General features: G+C 60.4%; 18 protein-coding genes, 1 tRNA gene and 3 pseudogenes. 7 read left to right on the top strand and 15 right to left on the bottom strand.

Annotation, left to right across the window (positions count from 1 at the left end; genetic code table 11):
* The first annotated feature begins 81 nt into the window (after window positions 1-81).
* From NKH30_RS17625 to NKH30_RS17635, 3 genes are all read left to right on the top strand, one after another.
* Window positions 82-951: a S1C family serine protease gene (locus NKH30_RS17625; RefSeq protein ID WP_352491489.1), complete on the top strand. Its 870-nt coding sequence runs from the start codon at window positions 82-84 to the stop codon at window positions 949-951.
* A gap of 7 nt (window positions 952-958) precedes the next feature.
* On the top strand, window positions 959-1,594 hold the full coding sequence (locus NKH30_RS17630; RefSeq protein ID WP_352542060.1) for a helix-turn-helix transcriptional regulator: 636 nt from the start codon (window positions 959-961) through the stop codon (window positions 1,592-1,594).
* Between the two features lie 114 nt (window positions 1,595-1,708).
* Window positions 1,709-2,587 (top strand): SDR family oxidoreductase, encoded by an 879-nt coding sequence (locus NKH30_RS17635; protein ID WP_352996327.1) that lies wholly within the window; start codon window positions 1,709-1,711, stop codon window positions 2,585-2,587.
* Window positions 2,588-2,627: 40 nt separating this feature from the next.
* Here the strand turns inward: NKH30_RS17635 and NKH30_RS17640 are convergent, their stop codons facing one another.
* On the bottom strand, window positions 2,628-3,143 hold the full coding sequence (locus NKH30_RS17640) for a TIGR00645 family protein (RefSeq protein ID WP_352542061.1): 516 nt from the start codon (window positions 3,141-3,143) through the stop codon (window positions 2,628-2,630).
* 239 nt (window positions 3,144-3,382) lie between these two features.
* Window positions 3,383-5,548 carry an OmpA family protein gene (locus NKH30_RS33180; RefSeq protein WP_502911481.1) on the bottom strand — a complete coding sequence of 722 codons (2,166 nt, stop codon included), beginning with the start codon at window positions 5,546-5,548 and terminating at the stop codon, window positions 3,383-3,385.
* A gap of 235 nt (window positions 5,549-5,783) precedes the next feature.
* On the opposite strand from NKH30_RS33180, the gene NKH30_RS17655 reads away from it, so the two are divergent.
* Both NKH30_RS17655 and NKH30_RS17660 read left to right on the top strand, forming a co-directional pair.
* Window positions 5,784-6,230 (top strand): YcgN family cysteine cluster protein, encoded by a 447-nt coding sequence (locus tag NKH30_RS17655; protein WP_023678278.1) that lies wholly within the window; start codon window positions 5,784-5,786, stop codon window positions 6,228-6,230.
* A 225-nt stretch (window positions 6,231-6,455) separates the two neighbouring features.
* On the top strand, window positions 6,456-6,815 hold the full coding sequence (locus NKH30_RS17660; RefSeq protein ID WP_352472399.1) for a hypothetical protein: 360 nt from the start codon (window positions 6,456-6,458) through the stop codon (window positions 6,813-6,815).
* A 132-nt stretch (window positions 6,816-6,947) separates the two neighbouring features.
* On the opposite strand, the gene NKH30_RS17665 is transcribed toward NKH30_RS17660, so the two are convergent.
* On the bottom strand, window positions 6,948-7,658 hold the full coding sequence (locus NKH30_RS17665) for an SIMPL domain-containing protein (RefSeq protein ID WP_352472400.1): 711 nt from the start codon (window positions 7,656-7,658) through the stop codon (window positions 6,948-6,950).
* 184 nt (window positions 7,659-7,842) lie between these two features.
* On the opposite strand from NKH30_RS17665, the gene NKH30_RS17670 reads away from it, so the two are divergent.
* Window positions 7,843-7,918, top strand: a tRNA-Ile gene (locus NKH30_RS17670).
* Between the two features lie 21 nt (window positions 7,919-7,939).
* Here the strand turns inward: NKH30_RS17670 and NKH30_RS17675 are convergent.
* From NKH30_RS17675 to NKH30_RS17695, 5 genes are all read right to left on the bottom strand, one after another.
* Window positions 7,940-9,157 (bottom strand): tyrosine-type recombinase/integrase, encoded by a 1,218-nt coding sequence (locus NKH30_RS17675; RefSeq protein WP_352996332.1) that lies wholly within the window; start codon window positions 9,155-9,157, stop codon window positions 7,940-7,942.
* A gap of 666 nt (window positions 9,158-9,823) precedes the next feature.
* Window positions 9,824-11,137, bottom strand: coding sequence for an HlyD family type I secretion periplasmic adaptor subunit (locus NKH30_RS17680; protein ID WP_352996334.1), 1,314 nt, complete (start codon window positions 11,135-11,137; stop codon window positions 9,824-9,826).
* Window positions 11,112-12,881, bottom strand: coding sequence for a type I secretion system permease/ATPase (locus NKH30_RS17685; protein ID WP_352996448.1), 1,770 nt, complete (start codon window positions 12,879-12,881; stop codon window positions 11,112-11,114). The genes NKH30_RS17680 and NKH30_RS17685 overlap by 26 nt, the downstream gene beginning before the upstream one ends.
* A gap of 386 nt (window positions 12,882-13,267) precedes the next feature.
* Entirely contained in the window at window positions 13,268-14,059 is a 792-nt protein-coding gene (locus NKH30_RS17690; RefSeq protein WP_352815970.1) for a calcium-binding protein, read from the bottom strand.
* A gap of 472 nt (window positions 14,060-14,531) precedes the next feature.
* Window positions 14,532-14,741, bottom strand: a complete 210-nt coding sequence (locus tag NKH30_RS17695; RefSeq protein WP_352753583.1) for a hypothetical protein — start codon at window positions 14,739-14,741, stop codon at window positions 14,532-14,534.
* A gap of 35 nt (window positions 14,742-14,776) precedes the next feature.
* On the opposite strand from NKH30_RS17695, the pseudogene NKH30_RS17700 reads away from it, so the two are divergent.
* A pseudogene (locus tag NKH30_RS17700) lies at window positions 14,777-14,932 on the top strand (hypothetical protein); the annotation flags it as partial.
* A gap of 29 nt (window positions 14,933-14,961) precedes the next feature.
* Here NKH30_RS17700 and NKH30_RS17705 read toward each other — a convergent pair.
* The 7 genes and pseudogenes from NKH30_RS17705 to nodC all read right to left on the bottom strand — a co-directional run.
* Window positions 14,962-15,223, bottom strand: a pseudogene (locus NKH30_RS17705) (hypothetical protein); the annotation flags it as partial.
* Window positions 15,224-15,231: 8 nt separating this feature from the next.
* Entirely contained in the window at window positions 15,232-16,194 is a 963-nt protein-coding gene (locus NKH30_RS17710; RefSeq protein ID WP_352996336.1) for a LysR family transcriptional regulator, read from the bottom strand.
* Window positions 16,195-16,261: 67 nt separating this feature from the next.
* On the bottom strand, window positions 16,262-17,050 hold the full coding sequence (locus NKH30_RS17715) for an ABC transporter permease (protein WP_352996338.1): 789 nt from the start codon (window positions 17,048-17,050) through the stop codon (window positions 16,262-16,264).
* A gap of 3 nt (window positions 17,051-17,053) precedes the next feature.
* On the bottom strand, window positions 17,054-17,965 hold the full coding sequence (gene nodI, locus NKH30_RS17720; protein WP_352450739.1) for a nodulation factor ABC transporter ATP-binding protein NodI: 912 nt from the start codon (window positions 17,963-17,965) through the stop codon (window positions 17,054-17,056).
* Window positions 17,966-18,008: 43 nt separating this feature from the next.
* A pseudogene (locus tag NKH30_RS17725) lies at window positions 18,009-18,254 on the bottom strand (carbamoyltransferase N-terminal domain-containing protein); the annotation flags it as partial.
* Between the two features lie 35 nt (window positions 18,255-18,289).
* Window positions 18,290-18,886, bottom strand: coding sequence for a nodulation methyltransferase NodS (nodS, locus tag NKH30_RS17730; RefSeq protein WP_031194123.1), 597 nt, complete (start codon window positions 18,884-18,886; stop codon window positions 18,290-18,292).
* Window positions 18,887-18,966: 80 nt separating this feature from the next.
* On the bottom strand, window positions 18,967-20,292 hold the full coding sequence (gene nodC / locus NKH30_RS17735; protein ID WP_352996340.1) for a chitooligosaccharide synthase NodC: 1,326 nt from the start codon (window positions 20,290-20,292) through the stop codon (window positions 18,967-18,969).

Consider the following 20,292-nt stretch of genomic DNA (forward strand, 5'->3'; position numbering starts at 1 on the left):
TGCCCAACTAGCCGTCAGGCGAGTATCCGCCAACGCCCTGCCGGGCGATATCTGGGTCACGAAGAACCCAGGAGACAAATCATGAGCGATTTCAATCTGAGCACGTTTTCCGACGCCATTGCCGACATCGCGGCAGCCGCGGCACCAGCGACGGCCAGCTTCGCGACGCACCACCGGACGTCAACTGCTTTCCACTGGCGGGACGGCTATTTCGTCACTGCCGAGGAGGCGGTCGAGGCCGGCGAGGAGATCGAGCTGACGTTTTCTTCGGGCGAAGCCGTCAAGGCGGAACTGGTCGGCCGCGACCCGTCCACCGGCACGGCCGTTTTGAAACCGGCCGGCGCGCCGGCCGCCCCGTCACTGGTAAAGGCGGATGCGGTGCGGCCGGGCAACCTGGTGGTCGTGGCGGGCAATAGCGACGGCACCTCGCTCGCTACCTTCGGCACGGTCGGCGAGGTCGGCCCGGCCTGGCGTTCAATGCGCGGTGGCACGATCGACCGGCGCATCAACCTTGCCGTCAATGCCGGCGGCCGTTTCGAGGGTGGCCCTGTGCTCGACGCCAAGGGCGGACTGATCGGCATGCTGCTGTTCGGGCCACGCCGGCGGGCGCTGGTCATGCCTTACGAAACGATCGAGCGGGCAGTCACGACGCTGCGCGAGAAGGGTCATGTGGCGCGCGGCTATCTTGGCGCCGGCCTGCATCCGGTCCGCAATGGTGATACACAGGGCGCCATGGTGATGAGTCTCGACGATAACGGGCCGGCGAAATCAGCCGGTCTCAGTCTCGGCGACATCATCGTGTCGTGGAACGCAGAGACGGTGCATGGCCCGCGCGAGCTGATCCGCAAGCTCGGGCCGGACAGCGCCGGTGCCTTGGTGACACTCGGCGTGGTGCGCGGCGGCGAGAATCGTGAGGTTTCCCTGACCATCGGTGAAAAGCCACTGAGCTGAGGGATAGATGGTAAGCGGTGAGGTCGCTGGCAGACGGCTGACGGTGCTGATCGCGCTCGGTGACGCCGAGCGCACGCGAAGTCTGTCCGCCATTCTCGCCGCGACCGATGATCTGCGGCCGGTTCTGGCCGGCGAAGTCGACGGGCGTGAGGCGGCGGATGTCGCCATCGTCGATGATCATGGGCTACAAGGCGGGCTCGTCGACGCGGCTATGCCTCGCGTGCTGCTATCGTCGCGAGCGGCCCGTGAATGGCCGGCCGATACAGTATTTGCCGTGCTGCCGGTGCAAGCGGACGAGTTGCTGATCGCCGCCGCCGCGCGGCTCGCGGCTGCGGGCTACCGGATTTCGCGTGACAGTCATGCTCTATCCGATCTGCATCACGATTTGACCTTCCATGGCAGCGACCGGTTCGAAGAGGAACCGACTGACGAGCATATCGTCCGGCCGACGCTTTCGCCGCGGGAAGGCGAGGTGCTGGCGCTACTGGCCGAGGGCGCCCCCAACAAGGTCATCGCGCGGCGGCTGAACATCTCCGTGCATACGGCGAAGTTCCATGTCGCAGCGATCCTGACGAAGCTCGGTGCCGCCAACCGCACCGATGCGATTGCCATCGCCATGCGGCAGGGCCTGGTGCTGGTCTAGTTCAGATTGTCTCAAGGCCGACGCAGCGTAACCCACATGCGGTGTGTTGGGCCTTGCGCGGCGGTTCTCAGCCGCGCAAGGATCGTGTCTTTCATGTTGCAGGAAGGCGCAAGGATGTCGCTCAAGGGAAAGACGCTTTTCATCTCCGGCGGGTCGCGCGGCATCGGGCTGGCGATTGCGCTGCGCGCCGCGCGCGATGGCGCCAATGTGACGATCGCGGCCAAGACCGCCGAGCCGCATCCGAAGCTGCCCGGGACGATCTACACGGCGGCGCACGAGATCGAGCAGGCCGGCGGCAAGGCGCTGCCGGCGCTGTGCGACATTCGGGATGAAGAACAGGTCGCCGAGGCGGTCGCCAAGACCGTGGAGAGGTTCGGCGGCGTCGATATCTCCGTCAACAACGCCAGTGCCATCCAGCTCACCGGCACGTTGGAGACCGATATGAAGCGCTACGATCTGATGCACCAGATCAACACGCGCGGCACTTTTCTCGTCTCCAAAATGTGCATTCCGCACTTGAGGTTGGCGGAAAATCCTCACATCTTGAATCTGGCGCCGCCGCTCGACATGAAGGCCAAGTGGTTCAAGAACCATGTCGCCTACACGATGGCAAAGTTCGGCATGTCGATGTGCACGCTGGGCATGAGCGCCGAGTTCGCCAGGGACGGCATTGCGGTCAATTCGCTATGGCCGATCTCGACCATCGACACGGCGGCGGTGCGTAACCTCCTGGGCGGGGCGACGGTGGCGGCGATGAGCCGTTCGCCCGACATCATGGCGGATGCGGCATACGCCATCCTGGTCAGGCCGTCGCGTGAGGCGACCGGCAATTTCTACATTGACGAAGAAGTGCTGCGCGCTGAGGGCGTCAGCGATTTCTCGGCCTATGCGCCGGGTGCGACAGGCCCGCTCGCCGGCGACTTTTTTGTGCCGGACGAGGTGTTCGGCCGGACGGACCAAAATCAAAGGTATCTACTGACGGAAAGTATCTAGCTGACAGGCATAACTCTTAAAGACCGGCACAGACGCGTGCTCAGTCTTCGGCTTTCTTGGCTTTGCCAAGACCCATCAGCCGGTCGATATAGGCAAGCATCAGTGCCGACAGAACGAAGGCCAGATGAATAATGGTCAGCCACATCAGCTGGTCGGTCGTGTAGGAGACCGAGTTCAGGAACACCTGCAAGAGGTGGATCGAGGAGATCGCTACGATTGTCGAGGCGACCTTGACCTTCAGCGAGCCGACATCGATCGTGCCCAGCCAATGCACCTTGCCGTCATTTTCATCGAAGCGGCTGACGAAGTTTTCGTAACCCGAGATGATCACCATCACCACCAGTGAGGCGACCAGCGCGGCATCGATGAGGCCGAGTATTTTCAGGATGGTGTCGGTGTCATCGAGCGTGAAGGCGAGGGAGACGAACTCGAACAGCTTGTTGCCGAAGGACACGGCATAAATTGCAAGTGCCGCACCCAGTCCGAGATAGAAGGCGACGAGCAGCCAGCGCGAGGCGAGAATGATCGATTCGATGGCGAGTTCGAGGCGCTTCATGCGGCGATTCGGGCTCCATTGTCGGAGTGCCGTATTTCGGGCAGGCTGCGGCGGTTTGCAAGGTTTCAAAAAAACGAAACCCCGCCGGGGAGGGGAACCGGCGGGGCTCGTGTGTCCCGCTGGAGTCGGGACAGGGCAGGGAACGCCCTTTCCAGAATCTGGGATGGGTAACCGCGCGTTTCAAGATTGATGACCGCGCGATTCAATGGTTGATCAAATCGCGCGGTTCACATTGCGGTTTATTGGGCGCTGGCCACAGGCGCTACCAGGGGTGTAATCCGGCGGATGGCGACGCGGCGGTTCTCGCGGTTGGGTCCCGACGTGTTGACCTTGAGATACTCCTCGCCATAGCCCTGCGTCGTCAGGTTCTCCGGCGGGATGCCAAAGGCGTTGGTCAAGGCTTCGGCGACCGCCTCGGCGCGGCGGTCGGACAGAGCAAGGTTCGCTTCCGGTGTGCCGACAGCGTCGGTATGGCCCTCGATCAGGAAGCTCTCGGCCGGGTTTTTCTTCAGCAGCTTGTCCATGGCGTTGGCAACACCCTCCAGCTTCTGGACCTCGGTGTCGGAAATCGAGGCCGAACCGAATTCGAAGTTGAGCGTGTCGAGGTCGATGCGGCGGGCGATGTCGCGCACGCGGGCCGAGCGCTTGACCTCGTCGATCGAATAGAGGCGCTGGACCCTCTCGACCGGCGGCCGTTCGAGGAAGGTGTAGTAGTCGTCCGGATCCTCGACCTCTTCGGAATCCAGAATGTATTCCTCTTGCGGGATGGTAAGGCGCATCGGCGGCAGGTCGTCGCCCGGGTCGCGCCAGTCTGCATCGTCGTCATAGTTCCGCTCGTCGACATAGCTCAGCACATATTCGCGGCCGTCGGGCGCGATGCGTGAACGCTGGATGACGTCGCCGTAGCGATTGCGGATGGTGACGATCCGGACACCATTGTCACGCTCGACTATTTCCCGGGTGCGATCGCCCGACAGGTCCTCGTAATAGACATTCCTGGCGCCGCGGTGCATGCGCGGTGCATCACTGCTTTCGACGAACGTCTGGTTGTTGAACTGCAGGATAACGCGGTCGCCGAATTCCCTGACGACGTTGGCACCCTGGGGGCGCGGACGACGACGAACATCCTCGATGTCCGGCGCACGCTCGACGCGCTTGCCTTTTTCCTCGGTCACCGGAACGATTTTTTCAGGCTTGATCTCCCGCTGGGCTGCCCGGTCGTCGGTGGGTGGCGGCCCCTGATCGACCGGAGCCGGCTTCGGGGCTTCCACCTGGTTCTCGCCCTGCTGGGCGGGCTGGTTGCCCTGCTGCTTACCGGCATTTTGGCCGCGCTCCTTGCCACCCTTGCGCTTGCGCAAGACATCCTTCTGGCTGTCCAGAACAGGTGCCTCGTTCGGATTGGCCTGGGCTTCACCCTGGACCGGATTTTCCCCCTGGACCGGCGCGGCCTGGCCAGTCGAAGGCTGTTCGCCGGTCGAGGGCTGTTGCTCTCCTGTCACCGGCTGTTCGCCGACAGGCCTCTTGCCACGTTTCTTGATCTTGTCCTGGGGCTGTTCGCCCTGGACGGGAGCGGCCTGCTGCTCGGTCGGAGCCGGTTGGGCCTGTGGGGTCGCTTCCTTATTGGTCGGCGCCGGCTGGCCTTCCGCCTCCGTGGCGGGTCCGGTCAATTCAGCAGGCTTCTTGCGCTTGCCCGGCTTTTGTCCGGGCTCGACAGTCGGAGCCTGTTCTGCCGGGGCAGCCTCGATCTGCTGGTTCTGTTTTTGCTTCTTCTTGCGCGGATTGACGTTGGGCTGGTTGTCGTTTGCCGGCGCTGCCTGCTCGGCCGGTTGTTCCGATGGGGCCGCTTCGATCTGCTGCTGATTGCGCCGCTTCTTGCGGGGCTGCTCGGTCTCGGCCGGAGCGATCTGCTCGGCCGGAGCGGATTCTGTTTGCTGCTGCTGATTGCGCCGCTTCTTGCGGGGTTGCTCGGTCTCGGCCGGACCGATCTGCTCGGCCGGAGCGGATTCTGTTTGCTGCTGCTGATTGCGCCGCTTCTTGCGCGGTTGCTCGGACTCGGCTGGAGCGATCTGCTCGGCCGGAGCGGATTCTGTTTGCTGCTGCTGATTGCGCCGCTTCTTGCGGGGTTGCTCGGACTCGGCTGGAGCGATCTGCTCGGCCGGAGCGGATTCCGTTTGCTGCTGCTGGTCGCGCTTCTTCTTTCTGGGCTGCTCTGCCTGCTGGCTCTGCGCGCAGGCCTCCGCCGACTCGCCCTCGGCGCAACTCGATTGCACTGGGATGAGCGGCGCTGCGGTGCGTTGCACGGGGCCGAGTGCGGCATTGCCTTGCAGCGGGAACGCGCCTAGCGGCGCGGACGCCATCAACAGGCCAAGCGCCGTGCCTGCCAGAATCCGTGGTTGGCGTTTCATCATAAACACTCCTTGTGGCGTCCCATCCATGCCCAAACTTTCAGCAACCATGTTTGGTTCCTGTTTGTAGGTTCTAGCTGTGGCACAGGGCGATTGACCGGCGTTTTGAAGGCGACTTCATGTCATTCGTATGGTCCTGGCGTATGTTCCGGCGTATGGTCCCGGCGTATCGTTCGGACGAGGGTGCACGGTTGCCGTGCTTGACCTTGAAGCGTCCGGGGGCCACATGCCGACGATGGAAAAGCCGTTCTGGAAGACCAAGACGCTCGAGGCGATGACCCCGGCCGAGTGGGAATCACTCTGCGACGGTTGTGGCAAGTGCTGCCTGTCCAAACTCGAAGACGAGGACACCGGAGAGATCTACTGGACCAGCGTCGGCTGCCGGCTGTTCGACGCTGGAAGCTGCCGCTGCTCCGACTATGCCAACCGGCTGGCGCGTGTTCCGGATTGCGTCGGGCTGACGCCGCAGAACGTGCGCACCATCAGCTGGCTGCCCAAGACCTGCGCTTACCGGCTGGTGGCCGAGGGCCGCGATCTCTATTGGTGGCACAGGCTGGTGTCGGGAAGCGACGAGACCGTGCACGAGGCCGGCATCTCGATGCGCGGCCGGGTCAGCGCCAGCGAGACCGACCTTGCCGAGCCGGACGACTATTTCGACCATATGCTCGCGGACGAGCCTTAGGATTTCCTGCGGTAACGAAGACCGGGAACCATGGCAAAAGGGTACGTTCCCCATCTGCCCTGCATAGAACGGTTCCAGAAACGGACAGACTAACGGCTGGCCCATTCTTGCCGCATGAACGGGGGATGAATGGCCGGTTCGCAAAAAATTCAGACAGGCGGGTGCATTCTCCTCGCATAGGTTTGACGAAAACGGGTGGAAACCCTCAAACAAGGAGAGAAGACAATGTTCAATACCATCAAGACGATTGCTCTTTCGGCACTTGTCGGCCTTGGCACGCTTGCTGCCATCCCCGCTCATGCTGACAGCATCTATCTCGGCTTCGGCAACAACCAGGATCCGCGCGTCGGCGTCTATACCGGCGACGAAGATGATGGTTACTATCGCGAACACCGCCGTCATGGCGGCTGGCGCCGGTCCTGTTCGCCGGAGCGTGCCATTGACAAGGCCGAACGCATGGGCCTGCACCGCGCCCGCATCATCGACATCAACCGCCGCACGGTCAAGGTCGCCGGCCGCCAGTATGGCGACCGCGTCGTAATCGTATTCGCCAACGAGCGCGGCTGTCCGATCATCTATCGCTAAGGTCTTCGGGCTTGCGGCCGGCTGACTTGCAGCCGGTAGAGTAGCGGAGCCCTTTCCGCCAGGACGGAAAGCGCGGCTCAAAAAACCCCGGAGGATCGATCCTCCGGGGTTTTTTCATGCTGCAAGCGATGATCATTTCAATTCGAAAGTCACCGTCACCTGTGCGGTATAGGAATTCTCGCCGGCTTGCACCGGGACCGACGCGCCGGCGGCATCGAATGCCTTGGCGTTGATCGGCATCGGCGGTGGTGCGAAATTCTGGTCGGTGATTTCCAGGACCCGGCCGATGCCGACGCCGGCCGCTTCGGCCAGCGTCTTGGCCTTGGCCATGGCATTGGCGACGGCCTTCTTGCGCGCCTCGGTGACGGCTGCCGCCGGATCGTCGTTGGAGAAGGAGATGCCGCCGCCCTGGTTGACGCCGAGCGACACCGCCTTGTCGAGAATGTCGCCGGTCTTGTCGATGTCGCGGACGCGCACCGAAAGCGTGTTGGTCACCTGATAGGCGACAAGCTCGGCCTCCTGGCTGCCGTCGGGCTTGTTGGTGTAGTTATAGCGCGGATTGATCTGGATGCCCGCTGTCTGCAGGTCGCGCTCCTTGATGCCGGACGATTTCATGGCAGCGATCACCGCGGCCATGGCGTCGTTATTGGCATCGAGCGCTGCACGTGCCGTCTTGGCTTCGCGCATGACGCTGAGCGTCAGCAGAGCCAGATCGGGTGCTATCGCCGCCTCGCCTTCACCGGTGACGACGATACGCGGCGGCGGTGGCGAATCGGCGGCGGCCGCGATCGCCGGAAATGCGATTGCGGCGGCAATCGCCAGGGGCAAAATACGTCTGGTCATGAAATCTCCTCGATCTGGGATCCCAAGACAGCCGTGTGTTGGCCGGCGTCCAATGGGCGACGTGCAATAGGTTATCAATATGGGCTGATTTGGGCGATCCCTGCCAGCCCCCTTGGAACGCCTGCTCGGAAAGCCCTCGGAAAGCCTTGTGCGGTTCAGGGAAAAACACTAATCCAGCGCCGTGGGGCCTGTAGCTCAATGGTTAGAGCCGGCGGCTCATAACCGCTTGGTTGGGGGTTCGAGTCCCTCCGGGCCCACCATTGGCTTTTGTGGCCGCTGATTTAATTGGATTTTTTGGCCATTTTTGTCCCACCTCTTTCAACCCCCTCAGAAAGTGGGACAATTTTGTTCTCTTTTCGATCGATAACCAGCAGGTATTTCGCCGCTCTCGCTACCTTCCGGCGACGCGCTTTCTTGATGTAGTGGTCGGGCTGCTGGTACGTAGTCCACCCATATATCGCCTTCAGCTGCTCGTGCGTCGCGCCGTTCTCAGCGGCGATCGTCGCGCCGGCCTTGCGAATTCCATGAGCACTGCAGTGCGGCAGCTCAGCTTGATCACACCACTGGCGCATCTTGTTGCCCAGACCGTTCTCCGAGAACGGGCGACCATACTCATTGACCAGGAAGGTCATCTGGTCGGAGGGCGTGTGCTCAAGTTCCGCCTCTAGTTCGGGCAGAAGCGGGAGCTCCACCAACACCGCATCCTTGTTACGACTGGTCTTCCCAGGCTTAATTCTGATCCACTTCTCCCACTGCTCGGTCTCCTCGTTGTAGACGAGCGTGATGTGCTGTCGACCGAAGATCGCGACGTCGGACAACCGCAGGCCAGTAAACATGAAGATCGAGAGCGCACGTCTGGCTGCGGTACCCAGCGGATGCCGCTTCTCATATTGAACGATCTCCGACACGTCCCATGGGTGCCAGCCGTCGCCGCTCTTTAGCCGTCTGATGCCGCGGGCGGGATTGGAGTCGACGCCCGGAATCTCTGTGTCCTTTGCCCACTCAAACATCGCGCTGATGGCTTTTACGATATTGTTTGCCGCGCCAAGGGCGTCGAGCCTGGTGTCCCTGATCTCCTTAACATGAGACCGTTTCATACCGGCGAATGGCAGAGATCCCTTGGTGGGATACTGAGGATCCGGGTCACCTTCGAGGGGATGAGGTAATTCGCATACGCGCTCCAGAATTGCTCGTCGGCGCGCCATAGTGTCTTGGGTGATTTCCGTGCCGCCCCGACGGTAATACTCCTGGCAAAGCCACAGTAACGTGCCTTTCTTCGCTGGCTCGGAAGGCTTGGGGAGGCGCCGGCAAATCTCGGGAAGAGTGCCGGGCCGAACATAAGAGACCTCGGCGCGTGCGCAGCGCAGTTCCTCGAGGAACTCGTCGCTGCCGGTCGGTTCACGGAGCCGGACCTTCTTCCGACCCGGTGCGCGAAAATAGTACCGATCATTGCCGTGGCGATCAGTGTCCTTCACTACGCCCTTAAGATCGACCTTCACGGGCTCATCCGTCATGTTCGTGGTTTTCGATCCCAAGGATTGTCTAGTGGCGGCGAATCTTCGTCAAGCTTTGGTGCTCCTCCGATTTGGCGGTGAGGGAGCTTTCGAAACGCCAATATAAGTTCCTCGACGTCCCAAACAATGCGCCCCTTGCTCGGCATTCGTGGCTGCGGCATCCGGCCGTCCTGGACCATTTCATCAAAGGTCGTTGAGCTTACGCCGATGAACGTCGCAGCCTGCTCGCGATTGATTCCTACCGGCGGGAGCGAGGGCGGCAAGACGCTCGGGGTGCGCAGCATCGGTTTAGTCTAGTGCGTTGAAAGCGCGTCTTTGGCGCCTGCCTGTCTTTCTATGCACCTGTCCGAATATTGCAGACGCTCAATCATGTCCTGGCCCTGTGCTTGCAGGCTCACCCTAGGTCTCCAGACCTAGGATCGCTCAAGACACCGGACTCTTTTCCAGCCTTTGTGTACGATGATGGGTATCTTAATGCGCTCGAGGCCAAGAACTGAATGGGCGGCGACTTGCAAGGGCAAAATGACCGCGGAACCACGTATCTGACTCAGAGGCGCAATCCAACTGAGGAACGCATGATTGTGTTTTCAGACGGTTGTGACTCTCATGCATGCGTAACAACGACCAACAAAATATTTCTGTGGATCACTTTCATTCCTCATGGAATGCGCGACTGATTTGGTCCGACAGCGGCTTCACAAAATAAGAAAGCGCCGTACGCTCGCCCGTCTGGATCATCGCTTCGGCCGGCATGCCGGGCACGAGCGTCAGGTCCTTGAGCTTCGTCAGTTCCGCATGCGGAACCGACAGACGCACCAGGTAATACGAAACGCCGTTTTTTTCGTCCGTCGCCAGATCGGCTGCGATCCGGCTGACATATCCGTTCAATACCGGCGTGGTCCTCAGATTGAAGGCTGACATCCGCAGCACGGCCTTGTGACCAAGCTGGATTTGGTCGATGTCCTTCGGGGTGATTCGTGCTTCAAGCGCAAGATCGTCGCCTTCCGGCACGATTAGCATAATCGGATCGGCGGGCGTGATCACTCCTCCGACCGTATGAACTGCGAGTTCTTGAATGGCGCCTGACTGCGGCGCGACAATATCGATCCGTCGCAGTTCCTGTTCAGCCGCCACCTTGCGCTCAACATACTCCCCAACCTGCGCCTGAACCTCTCTGAGCTCCTGGCCGACTTCCGTCTTGAAATCCGGATCGATCTGCAGGATCTGGAGGCGCGTTTCGGCTATGCGGGCTGCCGTCTGTGCCTGATGTGCAATCTTCTCACCGCGTTCGCCGCCGAAAGTGGCAACCTGCGTCTTCAGGCTGTTCAAGCGTTGGTCCGAGACAATGCCTTGGTCGCGCAGCCCACTCAGGGCAGCAATTTCCTTTTGGAGAATCTCGGTGCTTTTCTCACAAGCGATTTCCTGCGCCTTGAGCCCCTCGATCTCGTGCTCATATTGAGTGATGCGTTCCGCTAGCTGCGCCTGCCTTCCGTCGCGGGATTGTCTGCGGAATTCGAACAGCCGCGTCTCGCCATGTACTGCCGAAGCTACGTCCGGAACATCTCTGCGGGCGAGCAGCCAGTCCGGGAAGGCGATCTCCGCCAGATCGTCACGCTCAGCTTCGAGTCGTGCCAGGTTGGCGGCCAGCTCATCGAGCCGCTTGGTGACTACAGCGAGAGTGGCGCGCGTCTGGGTGGCGTCGAGCCGCATGAGGATGTCGCCGGCTTTTACTTTATCACCTTCGCTCACCAGGATTTCTCCCACCACCCCGCCGGTCGGGTGCTGCACCTTCTTCACATAGGAATCGACGACAAAGTGTCCGGACGCGACAACCGCGCCGGAGAGATTCGTGAAGGCCGCCCAGGCTCCGGCTCCTCCCACAAAGATCACGCTCGCCAGCAGGCCCGCCACCAGGTGCCGGCGAATGGACCTGGAAACGTCATTGTTCTGATGAATGCCGGACACCGGGATCCTCCATGTCAGCGCGCTCGTTATCCTGTGTAGACTCGATGGCCTTGACCCCAGCGCCTGATGCCATCGCTGCCCCCTTCAAGACTTTGGAAAGCGCTTCATCACGCGCACCGAATGCTCGCTGCCGTCCACCTTCCATCACCAACACCAAATCCACGGCGCGGATGGCGCTCGGCCGATGGGCAACGACAACCGCAATGCCCTTGCGCTCGCGCACGGAGGCGATCGCCTTAACGACCGCAGCCTCGCCTTCCGCATCGAGATTGGCATTGGGTTCATCCAGCACAACAAGGAAAGGGTCTCGATAAAGGGCACGGGCAAGACCGATACGCTGGCGCTGCCCGGCGGAAAGTGCCGATCCGGCCTCACCAATCGGAGTTTCGTAGCCGTGCTCAAATCGGAGGATCAGTTCGTGCGTGCCCGCTGCTTTCGCCGCGGTGACAATAGCCTCAGGGTCAGGATTATCTTCAAAACGAGCGATGTTTTCGGCAATGGTGCCGTCGAACAGTTCAACACCTTGCGGCAAATAGCCGATATGACGGCCTAGCGCTTCCCGGTCCCATTGATCGAGGCTTGCGCTGTCGATGCGAACCTTTCCGGCGACCGGCGTCCATGCGCCGACGATGGCGCGCGAGAGTGTCGACTTGCCCGAACCCGATGCACCGATGATCCCGAGTGCGCTTCCCGCCTGAACGGCAAACGCAAGGCCGGTCACGGTCGGCTTCCTTTCGCCGGGCGGAACGATTGTCACGCCTTCGACGCGGAGTTCGCGTTCAGGTGCAGGCATTGGCATAACAGGAGCGGTTTCAGGAACCTTTCCCAGGAGGTCCTCCAGCCGCGCCCAACCCTGGCGCGCCATGAGGAAGGGTTTCCAGCTTGAAATGGCCAGATCGACCGGAGCCAGCGCACGCCCCATCATGATCGAACTGGCAATCATGACCCCGGCCGTAGCCTCCTGCCTGATGACAAGGTACGCGCCGACGGCAAGAATGGCCGATTGCAGCAGCACGCGCAACGACTTTGCAATGCCACCCAGCCCACCTGCCACGTCCCCAGCTTTCCGGTTGGCGGCCAGATACTCGGCATTGGCCTTGTGCCATCGGGCAGCGATCCGCTTTCCGAGACCGAGAGCTTGCACGACCTCGGCATTGCAACGCGCTGCTTGCAGTAGGCCATTGCGCACCATGTCGTGGGCAATGGTCTCGCGTATCGGCCGTTGCGAGAGAGTGTTGGTAAGAAGTGTCAGAGATGTGAGACCGATCGCCCCGATAAGTGCCGTCATGCCGATCCAGAAATGAAGGAGGAAGCAAATGGCAAGATAAAGCAGCATCCATGGCAGATCGAAGAACGCTGTCGGACCGTTTCCACCTAAGAATCCGCGAATATTGTCGAGGTCGCGAAGCGGCTGCAAGCCGTCGCCCGGCATGCGCGTTAAAAGCGGAAGGCGAACGATCGCATCGTGAACGCGTCCGGAAAACTGTTCATCGAAACGCTCGCCAATCCGCAGCAGCACGCGGGCGCGCAAAACGTCGAGCAGGCATTGGAACGCATACAGCCCTGCAGCAAGCACGACAAGCCCCACTAGCGTCGATACGCTGCCACTTGCCAGGACGCGGTCGTAGACCTGAAGCATGAACAGCGGCGAGATCAGCGCAAGCACGTTGACCACGCCGCTGATCAACAGAATTCCCCAAATAGCGGAAGTCAGAGGGAAAGGTCTCAAAGCTGAATCCTTCAAGGAATGGTTACTCACGTAGGTCTCCGTGAGGATTTGGCGACCCAGCTCCCTATATTGCTCCCCGAGCGGCAACCGACTCGCTGATTCAGGATCAGTGCTCCCGCCGAATATGTTTGGCTTGGCATCTAATGGAGCGGGTCAACAACAACACCGTCCGGCTGAAGGTTTGGAAGGGCAACGTCATCGTGGCCGGCCGCAAGGGCCCGAACAGGCTTCCGCCTCCACGCGTTCAGGGAGATTTCGGTGTACGACCGGCGCGACGTGCAGGGCTTCGTCAAGCTGTACACGCTGCGACTGCTCCCGGGCGCCCCGGCCCATCGCAAGTAGCGGAGACGGAAAGCGCCCGCCCAGGGGGGCAGGGCGCTGTTCCGTATGGGTTTTCTGGATCAAACGAAGGTGAAGTCCGACGCGGTCAGGCCTAGGTCGGCCACGGTGACCACACCGCCCAGGTGGGCGAACTCATGCCCGTTGTTCTCGGCGGTGACATAGGCCAGAGTTGCGACTCTGTCGCTGTAGCTGCTTTGGTAGACAATGATGTCGCCGGCGTGCTCGCCGGAGATCGCACTCGCGGCTTCAGAAGCAGAGTTGAAAGATTCGCCAGTGATCACCACGACGTGTTCGCCGTTCGCACCCGAGGCCGCACCACTGTAGAAGCTGCTCACCGGGTAGCCGGACTGTATGCTGGCGTTGTTGACGAAGTTCGCGCCAAAACCGTCGTTGTAGAGGCCCACCGCATCGAAGGCGAACTTATCCTCCGCCGGGTTGAAATCGGTGATAGTGGTAATGTCCGACTTCGACCCGACAACCCCAGGCACCGGATTGTGGAACTGGAACACGAACGTGTCATTGTCGGTGCCCCCGGTCAACGTATCCTGGCCGTCACCCACGTAGAGGACATCCTGGCCGGGACCGCCGCTGAGCCTGTCATTGTCCTCACCGGAGATGCGCGCGTTGAAGCGGCCGTTGTCGCCGGAGAGATCGTCCCAGCCATCTCCGCCGAAGATGCGGTCGTTACCCTCGCCGCCAATGGCTCGGTCACTGCCCTGGCCAGCCGAGATCTCGTCGTTGCCGCCACGACCGTCAATCCAGTCATTGCCTCCGAAACCCTCCATCCAATCTTCAAGCTCGGTGCCGAGGAGTGTTTCGGAACCCGGGCCACCCTCGATAATCTTTGCCATTGAAAATACTCCTAATGATGCACCCTGCCTGACGCGTTCATATTCCTCGTCGGATAATTAGAGAAATCGATTGCTTGGATAGACACACATTTACGAAATGGATGCACTCACGTTCACTTCGCCCTTCTGCTGAGCAGTTGCGGGCTCGCTGGCGGCGGGGACGCTGGTCGCCCAAGCAATCGATCTGAAGATTCGACACTCAAACCACCAGGACAACACTTCGTAACGGGGCCGTCCTGGTTCGGCCCCAAACTTCTCTCTGTTTGCTCGACGCCGGCATACCCGCACCGTAAGCGCTGGACGAGGACAAGTTCCGCTGGCCGCGGGTGGAGAACGGCGTGATCCGGCTTGCCGCGCCGAACTGATGGCGCTCGTCGAAGGCATGGACTGGCGCGTTTGAGCCGAACGGAGACGGCGTCCGACGTCGGCCGGATAGGCCGTGGCGAAGTGACTCAGGCGCAAAAGGCGGGCCTCAGGCCGTGCAAAATAAGCTCCTGTCGGCGTCATGACGAGAAGCGCTTCGGCCCGTCCCCACGAAATCGATCCGCTCAAGGCGATGTTCGTCGCCATGGCGGCGGAGAAGGCCGAACTGCAACAACTCCGGAGCGAAACACTCAAGGCCGAGATCGTCCGGATGGCGACACTCAACGAGCGTGCCCAGGAGAGGATCGCCGACCTTCATGGGATCGTCAAGCAGCTGGAGCGCGCCGCTTCGGTCGCAGCTCCGAGAAGCTCGAACGTGCCCAGCAGGCCTTCGCCTTCGAAATCCAGACCGGGCTCGGCGCGATTGAGTCCGAGCTCGAGGCCGCAAGACCGACAGGCGAGCCGCGACGTGCTGCGCGACCGCGCAAGGCGTTCCCGGCGCATCTGGAGCGGGTCGAGATCGTCATCCAGCCCGAGCCATGGGGGAAGAAGCGCTCCCGCAGCCAATCGTCCAGTCCGTCAAACGAGTCGGCCGCACAGGCTTGCGAAACGGAACAGTCCCGCCCTCGCTTAGATACCGAGGCACCGTGTTGCGAGCGCACCCGAATTCGTTCGCCCGTCGGTTCCCCAGCCAAGCTCATGCAGCGGCAGCATCGCTGCCACCTCTTCAGGCTGAAGGATCTGCTCTCCCTGCATCGTTCTCGACAATGCAGGAATCGCCCAATCCCAATCGCCATCCATGCCTCCTCTCATAACCGAGGGGTCGTCGGCCGACAACTGAGACGTCCGGTGCTCTTAGGCGGGGTAATCATACGAGATGCCTCCTGCAACATCATTTCCCGCATCCATAGGCTTGCCGGATCATTATTGTGAAGCGCAGGCCATTGGACGGCCTCCGTGAATGCGGCAGGAAGTGGCGGCGGAAGTTCGACAATCCGCAGGGGTGTTAATTTTGCGAAATGCTGCGCCAACCGTAAGGGCATTGTCCCGATGCGGTTGGTGCCTGATATAAGGGGCGGGATCATGCTAAAGCCCTGTACGACGACCTCGATACGTCTCTCGAAACCGTTCTCGAGCAAATACCATTCCTCGATGGAGGGCTGCCGGGTGTCCCCGAATTTAAGCACAACCTGCCCCATCGACAAGTATCGGTCGAATGTAAGTGGCTCTGACAGCTGCTTGTTCGTGCCGCAGCCTACGCATACGAGTATATCTTCGAACAGGGCTGCGCGAGGATGTTTCGACATGAACACTTCCGGCATAATCAGAAAATCAACGTCGCCGCGCCGGAGAAGCTCCTCGGGGTCGTCGGAAATAAGCAGACATTCGAAGCGGACGGCGGGAGCTTCCCGCGCAGCACGCTTTACGATCTTCTTAAAAAATACGAGCGTGAGGTAATCGGAAAGGATGATGCGGAAGCGACGATCCGATCGGGCCGGGTTAAAGGCGTCCCAGGAAATAATCGACAGCTGGATGTGCAGCAATGCGTCCCGGACTGCTGTGGCGAGCCCCTCCGCGCGCGGTGTCAAAATGAGTTCGCGGCCGTTCATCGTAAATAGCTCATCGCTGAAATAGGCGCGTAACCGACCGACGGCGGCGCTCATGGCCGGCTGACTCAGGTTAATACTGCGGGCCGCGGCGGTGACTTTACGCTCCCTGATCAAAGCGTCCAGCACAACCAGGAGATTTAGATCGAGTCCCTTAAAACGCATGTATTGACCTATCCGACGCGTGGATGGGTATCGCCCAAAGAATCAATTTTACGAATGGTGAGTAGCGTCAACGCATCAGCCGACGACGAAATAGAGCAACCGATAGGAAGAACGGCAAAACCGTGTATATGCAAAGCGCGCCGATATGCAGGCCCATGCTGCCGGCCGGACGGCCAAGCATCGCCGGACGAATGAGGTCAATTGCATGTGCGAGCGGCAACAAGGAGGCGACGCCCTGAAAAGCGCCGGGCAATTGGTTGACCGGAAACATCGCGCCGCAAAGGAACAGCATGGGTGTTATAACAAGCGTATTATAAAATATGAAATATTCATAACTGGGCGCAAGCGCCGTGACGACCATCGCTAGACTCGCGAAGGCGAGGCCACTGAGAGCGATGACTGGCAGCAAGCAGAGGATGGATGGCCACGATGTGTAGCCGAGCGTGGTGGCAACAATAGTGATTGCTGTGCCCGCCATCAGGGCCTTGGTGGCTGCCCACGCCAATTCGCCGAGTAAGATATCGCCGAGCGTCAGCTGAGTGCATAGCATTCCTTCCCAGGTGCGCTGGTTGTCCATGCGGCCGAAACTCCCGTAAACCGTTTCAGCAGTCGCCGATGCCATCGCGCTTGTGGCAACCATGCCAGCCGCGAGAAACGCAATGTACGAAGTGCCCTCAACAGGACCTATCATTGTTCCGATGCCAAAGCCGAGACCGAACAGATAGATCATCGGATCGGCGAGGTTGCCGAGAACCGATGCAAGCCCGATTTTCTTCCATCCAAGATAGTTGCGGCGCCAAACCGCGACCCAATTCCACGCATTGGCGGGCATGGCCGCCGCATAACGTTCGCCCATTGTTCAGTCCTCCATCTCGCGCCCGGTTAGCCGCAAGAACACATCCTCGAGATTGGGGGGACGCTGCAGAAGGCGCAGACCCGCGCGCCCGCGTAGCTGCACCAGCACCTGCTCCGGATCGGGTGCATAGCAAAAAAGCGTCTCACCGCTCACCTCGATGCGCTGTGCGTACGGCCGGATCAGCGCACCCAGTTCATGCGGATTGCCGCCGTAGACCTCGACCACGTCACAGCCGATCTGCTCGTCAATGAGTGCGGACGGGCGGCCTTCGGCGATCTTGCGCCCCTCCTCCATAACGCACAGCCGATCGCACAGCCGCTCGGCCTCTTCCATGAAATGGGTAGTTAAAAGAATAGTCTTGCCCCGCGCCAGCAGCGATCGCAGCCGTTCCCAGATCAGGTGGCGGGCCTGCGGATCGAGGCCGGTGGTCGGCTCGTCCATCACCAGCAAGTGCGGGTCATTGACCAGCGCACGCGCGAGCGTCAGGCGCCGCTTCATGCCGCCGGACAGTTCGGCGACGCGCGCATCCGCTTTGTTCTCGAGGCGGGCGAACTCAAGCAGCGATGGTATGACCGCTTCGATCTGGCGTCTGCTCATCCGGAAGTAGCGCCCGAACACCAACAGGTTCTCGCGTACAGTGAACGCGGTATCAAGATTGTCGAACTGCGGGACCACGCCGATGCGCATACGTGCCAAACGCGCGCGCGCCGGCACTGGAGCGCCGAGCACAGTAATCTTCCCCGCATCAGGCGATGTCATGCCGAGGACCATACGCGCAATCGTGCTTTTGCCCGCACCGTTCGGTCCCAAGAGCCCGAAGCATTCCCCCGCCGCAACGCGGAACGACAGTCTGTCGACAACGAGCTTGTCATAAGTTTTGCTTACGTCAGTAAGATCGATCGCTACCATGGACATGGGTTCATTTTACCGAGAGGGACGCCAAGACTGGCGGTTGCTTGGTTGCCTGCCGGACCTGAAACTGTGACTCGTCTTCGCCATCCCAGCCGTCGATAACGAACTGATCGACATCACAAGGATTTAGCCCCTGTTCCGCCAAAGCGGCGACAATTGCGTCGAGATTATCGATGGTTTGATAACGCGGATTGTTGTGCCGCTTTTCCTGCTCAACGCAGAAGACGAGCCGTCCATCCTCGACAAGGGCGATCGCCCCATCATGGGTCAGCTTGGTACCACAGATGCGCATAGTGTCTCCACGTTAACGGCGATAGATTCGATTGATCAGGAAGCGGAAAGCGGGTTCCGGAAACGGACGAGCAAGCAGTCTTCGTTGACCGACTCGCCCCGACACTCAAGACGCTCTACCTCGATCAACGTTTCGTTCAGCATGGCGATGACCGGCTCAGCACCAGCGGCGTGACCCCAGCGACGGCAATTAGCATCCCTTGCCGATCCGAAGATCAGATGCCCGCCTGGCGCAAGCACCCGCACCAGGTTTTTGACGGCCGCGCGCATCTCGGCTATGTCTTCGAGGTAGTATAGGACCTCCGCCACAACGATCAGGTCAAACAACTCGTCGGTCGAAAACTGTTGAACATCGGAGACTATCCAGTTGATGCGCGACGGCTCCTTTATCCGTTGACGTGCTCGAGCAATCGCTTGCGCCACGACATCGATGACGGTGAGCCCTTGGCAGTTGGGAGCTAATTTTTCCGTGAATGCGCCGGCAGCGCACCCGACTTCGAGGGCATTTGTAATGGAGCCTTGGGCAAGCGCCAGCTGGAGCATTTGCGTGTGGCGCTCCCGCTCGAACGGATTGCCGTCGAGGCGCCACGGATCGTCTGCGGCCAATTCCCGATCGAGCAACTGATGATTCATGTTCTGGGTCAAACTCGTCCACCTCTCGTCCACCTAGGTAATTAGCGATCACTCGTCGCCGCAGATGTTGCTCGACAGCGCTAATCCCGAAGAATCCGCGCAAGATTGAGCCTGCGAAGCGGAGCCGCATGCGGTGAGAATTCTGCCCTGCTTGATCCAGTGATCGGAGTTTGGGTGGGGGCCTGTTTTCCCCCAGTGTTCGATGTAGGGACAGCAGAGCTTCGCGACAGCCAATCGCTATTGCTCAATGTACACAGCGCGTAGGCCTTCAAGGGAAGTAAGAGAAAGATGTTGATGAACGTGTGCAGGGAAAAGCCCAGAAATCGAAACTGTCGAGCACGAAATGCTACCACGCTGCATCGGAGCATGGTCATGGACACAATCATCAGTCCTGTCCACCAAGGCACAGTGCCTGTCAGTGCGAAATGTGCGAGGCCCGTTAGTACCGATAGGGCGAGGAGCAGCGGCCCGAGATTCTGTCCGACCACGTCCAACGTGAGATAGCTATTGAGGCCGGGCAGCAAGCGCAGCCCAAGCAGCGTGTCCCGGAATGTGCTTCGTGCCCAACGGAGTTGTTGGCGCAGATACGGTCCGAGTCTGTTCGGAACGACTGTGGCCGCGATGGCGCCCGGAACGTACTCGGTTCGAAAGCCTGCTTTCAGCATGAGGATAGTGAGATGGCGATCCTCCCCGAAGTCGCTTGGCTTGCCCCGAAAAAATTGCGACTCGTACTGGTCCAGTAACAAAAGGAGCGCAGACCGGCGGTACATGGCACATGGGCCGCAACAGCACATAACGGCACCGAAGCGAGCCTGTGCCGCGCGCTCCTCGTTGCAAGCCAGCCAGTACTCCATGTCTATCAGCCTTGTCAGCCAGCTCTCGCTCCGGTTACTGGCAATCAACTGACCCATGACTGCGCCGACCGCTGAATCTCGCATCTTCGGTACAAGCTTGGTGATGACGTCGGGCGCGAGTATCGTGTCTGAATCAACGTTAAGCACCAAATCCCCGGATGAGCGGCGTATCGCGGCGATCTGCGCCTTGCGCTTTCCAACATTCTCGGGAAGCAAAATGATGTCGAACCTAGGGTCGCGCGCGTAGGTTTCGTGGACAGTTCCTACGGCTTCGCGATTTCCAGAACCGTCATCAACCACATAGACCCGAAGTCTTCCGGCGTATTCTTGGTCTGCAATGGACGCCAGGCACTCTGAAAGCGTGCGCGGATCCTCGTTGAAGCAGGGGACGATGACATCCACGCTGGGCAGTTGATCGGAGCCGACGAGATCCTCCAACGCCGATGAGTCGTTTGTCGGCAGAGCATAAATCCCCTGCATGCTCTTATAAGCAGTCGAGAGCAGTGCATAAAGCGAAATGGCCACAGTGCTGGTTGTACCAAGAAGAGTCAT

This window comes from Mesorhizobium sp. M1273, assembly GCF_040318195.1.
Classification (GTDB): domain Bacteria; phylum Pseudomonadota; class Alphaproteobacteria; order Rhizobiales; family Rhizobiaceae; genus Mesorhizobium.

What these genes read in the sequence shown, in the direction of transcription:
- NKH30_RS17625 (WP_352491489.1), top strand. Translation starts at nt 82, where the DNA reads ATGAGCGATTTCAATCTGAGCACGTTTTCCGACGCCATTGCCGACATC.
- NKH30_RS17630 (WP_352542060.1), top strand. Translation starts at nt 959, where the DNA reads ATGGTAAGCGGTGAGGTCGCTGGCAGACGGCTGACGGTGCTGATCGCG.
- NKH30_RS17635 (WP_352996327.1), top strand. Translation starts at nt 1,709, where the DNA reads ATGTCGCTCAAGGGAAAGACGCTTTTCATCTCCGGCGGGTCGCGCGGC.
- NKH30_RS17640 (WP_352542061.1), bottom strand. Translation starts at nt 3,143, where the DNA reads ATGAAGCGCCTCGAACTCGCCATCGAATCGATCATTCTCGCCTCGCGC.
- NKH30_RS33180 (WP_502911481.1), bottom strand. Translation starts at nt 5,548, where the DNA reads ATGAAACGCCAACCACGGATTCTGGCAGGCACGGCGCTTGGCCTGTTG.
- NKH30_RS17655 (WP_023678278.1), top strand. Translation starts at nt 5,784, where the DNA reads ATGGAAAAGCCGTTCTGGAAGACCAAGACGCTCGAGGCGATGACCCCG.
- NKH30_RS17660 (WP_352472399.1), top strand. Translation starts at nt 6,456, where the DNA reads ATGTTCAATACCATCAAGACGATTGCTCTTTCGGCACTTGTCGGCCTT.
- NKH30_RS17665 (WP_352472400.1), bottom strand. Translation starts at nt 7,658, where the DNA reads ATGACCAGACGTATTTTGCCCCTGGCGATTGCCGCCGCAATCGCATTT.
- NKH30_RS17690 (WP_352815970.1), bottom strand. Translation starts at nt 14,059, where the DNA reads ATGGCAAAGATTATCGAGGGTGGCCCGGGTTCCGAAACACTCCTCGGC.
- NKH30_RS17695 (WP_352753583.1), bottom strand. Translation starts at nt 14,741, where the DNA reads ATGAAGGTCGGCGATCCTCTCCTGGGCACGCTCGTTGAGTGTCGCCAT.
- NKH30_RS17710 (WP_352996336.1), bottom strand. Translation starts at nt 16,194, where the DNA reads ATGCGTTTTAAGGGACTCGATCTAAATCTCCTGGTTGTGCTGGACGCT.
- NKH30_RS17715 (WP_352996338.1), bottom strand. Translation starts at nt 17,050, where the DNA reads ATGGGCGAACGTTATGCGGCGGCCATGCCCGCCAATGCGTGGAATTGG.
- nodI (WP_352450739.1), bottom strand. Translation starts at nt 17,965, where the DNA reads ATGTCCATGGTAGCGATCGATCTTACTGACGTAAGCAAAACTTATGAC.
- nodS (WP_031194123.1), bottom strand. Translation starts at nt 18,886, where the DNA reads ATGAATCATCAGTTGCTCGATCGGGAATTGGCCGCAGACGATCCGTGG.
- nodC (WP_352996340.1), bottom strand. Translation starts at nt 20,292, where the DNA reads ATGACTCTTCTTGGTACAACCAGCACTGTGGCCATTTCGCTTTATGCA.